General features: G+C 59.3%; 6 protein-coding genes. 3 read left to right on the forward strand and 3 right to left on the reverse strand.

Going from position 1 to position 4,066, the window contains the following annotated elements:
• The 3 genes from AC1Q6C_RS33390 to AC1Q6C_RS33400 form a co-directional block, all read left to right on the forward strand.
• A partial coding sequence (locus AC1Q6C_RS33390) for a hypothetical protein (RefSeq protein WP_492667114.1) occupies positions 1–201 on the forward strand: 201 nt, incomplete at its 5' end.
• Positions 202–786: 585 nt separating this feature from the next.
• Positions 787–1,542 carry an ApeA N-terminal domain 1-containing protein gene (locus AC1Q6C_RS33395; RefSeq protein WP_003946434.1) on the forward strand — a complete coding sequence of 252 codons (756 nt, stop codon included), beginning with the start codon at positions 787–789 and terminating at the stop codon, positions 1,540–1,542.
• 37 nt (positions 1,543–1,579) lie between these two features.
• Positions 1,580–2,068 carry a HEPN domain-containing protein gene (locus AC1Q6C_RS33400; RefSeq protein WP_003946436.1) on the forward strand — a complete coding sequence of 163 codons (489 nt, stop codon included), beginning with the start codon at positions 1,580–1,582 and terminating at the stop codon, positions 2,066–2,068.
• Between the two features lie 188 nt (positions 2,069–2,256).
• Here the strand turns inward: AC1Q6C_RS33400 and AC1Q6C_RS33405 are convergent, their stop codons facing one another.
• From AC1Q6C_RS33405 to AC1Q6C_RS33415, 3 genes are all read right to left on the reverse strand, one after another.
• Positions 2,257–2,718, reverse strand: coding sequence for a DUF5956 family protein (locus AC1Q6C_RS33405; RefSeq protein ID WP_003946439.1), 462 nt, complete (start codon positions 2,716–2,718; stop codon positions 2,257–2,259).
• Between the two features lie 72 nt (positions 2,719–2,790).
• Positions 2,791–3,501, reverse strand: a complete 711-nt coding sequence (locus AC1Q6C_RS33410; protein WP_003946437.1) for a hypothetical protein — start codon at positions 3,499–3,501, stop codon at positions 2,791–2,793.
• Positions 3,502–3,558: 57 nt separating this feature from the next.
• Positions 3,559–4,066: hypothetical protein (locus AC1Q6C_RS33415; RefSeq protein WP_492667115.1), on the reverse strand; the 508-nt coding region annotated here is incomplete at its 5' end.

Consider the following 4,066-nt stretch of genomic DNA (forward strand, 5'->3'; position numbering starts at 1 on the left):
ACGCGACGCTCGGAGAGCTTCCGGCCATGGCCGTCGGCGCGTGTCTGCTTCTCGAGTACGGAGTCTCGGCCGCGGCGCTCCTCCCGACGCTTCGCGTCGGGAGACGGAAGCGAGTCGCTGCGCTCCCCGCCAGGGAGCCGCTGCGCGGCTCGCAGTGGGTCGAGTGCCGTTGCCGTCGATCGAGTCGCTTCGCTCCTCTGAATTCCGAAACTTGTTTCTCACCAATCGAATTCATCGCAACGTCTGAACCGGTACCCGACACCCGAACGAGGCTGGGGAGGAGGGGAAGGGTCACGAAAAGCGCCCCGTCTCGCGTCCACTGCCTCGCCATCATCATGCTCCCAATCATACACCCCCACCCGCCAAACCGCAAAACAACCCGAAATCCAGAAACACCGAAATATTCCCCACTGCAACAACATTCGACGCTAACGAAACCATCACCGTGCACAACCCGCGAAACCAACCCAACACCAACCGAATACCGAAACCTACTGACACACAATAACATTCAAAAACACCCAAAAAACGAGCCCTAGCAACACCCCCACACCACCCGCCGGCCCCAGCGGCCCCCCGCCGGCACCCAAAACGCCGGCGCACCACACACCCCCAACAACCACCCCCGGGGACATGTCATCACCGCAGGTCAAACCCTAAAACACCAACACCGAACCCACCCACACCAACCAAACACCCCCACACCGACATCCCCCATCCCAGACTCCGGAGGCCATCCGCATGTCGTCGCGCCGTCAACCGGCCGGACGACCTTAGCCTTAGCTCATGGCGACGACAGAGCAACTCCACGGACAATGGTGGGTACCCGACTCGAACGGCCCTTCTCGCACCGTGCCGGGCGTTCTCACGCTCAGTGATTCCACAGAGCCGCGACTCGACTTGCACGGCGATTTGTACGATATTCACGAGCTGGGATTTCGCACTGTCCATGGCAATTCCGGTGGGCGCGCGGTGTCCCTGTTCGAGACGTACATCGATTCGGAAAAGGGTGGATTCACAAATGGCCAGAAGTACACCGACCAAACGATAAAGCTGTCAGGGCTCGTCATCGGAGACTCCCACGTCAACGACGCCGACGAACTCGCATTCACCGAGTCCGTCATCGAACTGGACTACCTCACCTACTGGGCCCGTGGCGTCAAGATCGCCGTATCCCACCCTGAAAAGTCCAACGAGCCCTATATTTTCACTATCCCGGTCAGCGCGCCCCTCTCGGGAAAATACGGCAACGTCGAGGTCACGGTTTCCACGTCCAGCCATTACGCATCCGGCGGTCAATTCTCCCGCGGTGGTATGTCCATTCCTGCACACTTTCGGACAGCATTTCGAGTGACCAGCGCCGAACCCCTTTCGATCAACGCCCACATCGAAATCTCTCGGCGGCTGGCAGACCTGATCACGCTGGCGATGCATCGGCCCGCCCACGTACGGCGCATCAAGTTCTCCCGCAATCCCACAAGCGCATCGGCAGTTCGACTGGTGGAGCTCGGACCTGATCAGCGAGGACACCGACCTCGATGATTCGGGCACGACGCTTATCAACTTCACACTCGACGATGTGGATCTGCCGACCCTCCTCGAAGGCTGGCACGAACTGCACCAGAAGGCGAACTACGGGACGCTGTCCGTCATCGCACTTCAACGCGAATCGAGTATGTACTACGAAACCAAGCTACTTGGACTGTGCGGCGCAATCGAGGCACTGCACAAGGGTTTTCACCCAAAATCTCTCGACTACCGCGAACGCTGCGTCGCCCTCGCACAGATCCCTCCACCGGCCGCGGTACGTCAGGTCATTCCCGACATCGAGGTATGGGCTAAGAACATCAAAAATGCTCGGAACCATCTCGCACACGGCGACGAACCTCACAAGCGCAAAATGTCCGAAACCGTCTGGTACAACCTCTATGAACCTGGGGTCGCCCTGCTGGTGCTCGTCGCGATGACCAAACTCGGCGTCCCGGAGCGGACACAGTTGAAATCGCTCAGACAAGGCGCATTGAAGCGCGCAGTCCTCGGCGCTAGGGCGTCCCGTCCTGGACCATGAACGCTACGGCAACGCCCTGTCCCCTAGCTCTGAGAGACCCGACCGGCCGAACCTGTACCGCGCCAGAGGGCTGGTTTCAGAACATCCGGCGCGCATTTAGGCCCTTTGACATGGCTAAACGACACGTCCCCCATGCGAAAAAATACGTGACATCTACAGCCCGGCGGGGCCAGCATCTGCCAGCAGATTCAATCGGCCAGAAGCCTGTTGTACGTAGCGGTGATAATCGTCAACGCTTCGACTTCGTCCGGCGCTGAATTCTTGGCGCGAAGTTCGTCCGCAAGCTCCGCCGCATCCTTGATTCGACTGGGCACTCGTACATACCAGTCGAAACCGCTGGGGAACTTCGCGATTCCCGCCAGCTGAAGGCCGAAATTGACGAACTCATCGATCGTTCTTTGATCGTCGTCGGTGAACTCCTCGAAGTGACTCTCTCGCTGGCCAGTCCGCGGGTTTGTGTGAGTGACCTTGACCGGGGGGCGAGCCGAGATCGGGACGGCAACACGGAAAGCGCGGGCCGGTCCTGCCGCCCACACGGTCATCAGATCGTGGCTGGTCATTGCGACTCGCACATAGTGCCCACCCTCGACGGTATCCGGCAGACTGCTCGGCTCGTGGGAGACCGGGAAATCGCTCCACTGCTGGCTCATCAGTAGGACCTCCTGACATCACCTCGACGGCACACACCATCAGAGTGTGTGCCGCCGAGGTGAGCTTGTCGACTACCCGATCTGGAATTGGCCGATTGTCTCGCCCTCTCGCGAAAGAAGCGGCACAATTCTCGTGGTCGCGGTATCGGTGGACGGTTGCGCCGTCAGATCACTGGCACGGACGAATCCGGCTTGCAGGTCGGATCCGATAGCACTGACCAAGTCAGGCAGCTCAGCGTCGCTTTGAACGTTCAGCGCGTCCCCGTAACTCTCGCCCCTTGCGTTGACTCCGCTCTCGCCCGCCGTGAGAGCTGGCTGGCGCTGAAGAGCTGAGGGCGCAGGGAACTGGAGCGGATCGGTCGGGAACGTGACGTATTCGTTGATGGCGCCGTTCGACTGGTTGAGAACTGCTACGAATCCGTGACTGTTGTAAAAGCCTGCACCGCAGTCCCTTTGCGTGCTGGCAACTTGGGAGTTGGAGATGAGGGCATTGAACCGGTAATCGGTGGCACTGCACAGGGCGCCCTCGCGGAACAGCCGCGCCTTCGCTCCCATGATGCCCGGGGAGACCACGTTGGCGAACGAGGTGTAGATCCGACTGCTCGCGATGGGCACTCCCCCGTTGTCGATAGTCGAGGTGTGGAGGAAGATCGTGCCGTTGACCGGTGGAGTGGGTCCGATCCAACCGGTGCGCACCTCCGCTTGAGCTGGGGACGCACCTACCAGTGCAAGAACAGCTGCTGCGGCGATCGCTCCTGGAATGATTTTTCGTAGAGATGTCATACCTTTGTCCTTTGCTTGGTTGTCAGGCAGAGACATTGACGTGCAGGGGGTTTCGGATCAGCGATTGAAATAGCAGACTCGGTTTTGGGTGGGGCAGATAAATCGTTCGCTCTGTGGCCCAGGACCCCATACTGAAGCCGTTGTCGGGATCGACCAGACATAGTCGTAGCCGGATGGCTGAAACTGCATACGCCCTTCGATGAAGTACGTGCCGGCATCGACGATGTTCGACCCTTGAGCTGGTCCGTAGTTGAATCTGGGGCTCGCCTCCGAGACAGTGAACGGTGATCCCATGTAGTTGATTCCGCAACTCGTATCCAGGATCGGTCCGGGAACCACTTCACGGCAATGGGCGTCGTGCCGAATGAAATTCAGCGAAGGTCCTTCGTCATGGATCACTGTTGTAGTGATTCGTGTGGACCGTCCGTTCAAATTCAAATGAACGATCCAATCGAAGGTTCCCACCACACCGTCTTCGTCGCCGTAGATTGTCGACGGCCATCGTAAGCTCCCCACTGGCGGCCATTTATGGCGCATTTTGTGGCCATGGTTTCTCCCCGCGTAC

This window comes from Rhodococcus sp. MT28 (assembly GCF_058792695.1).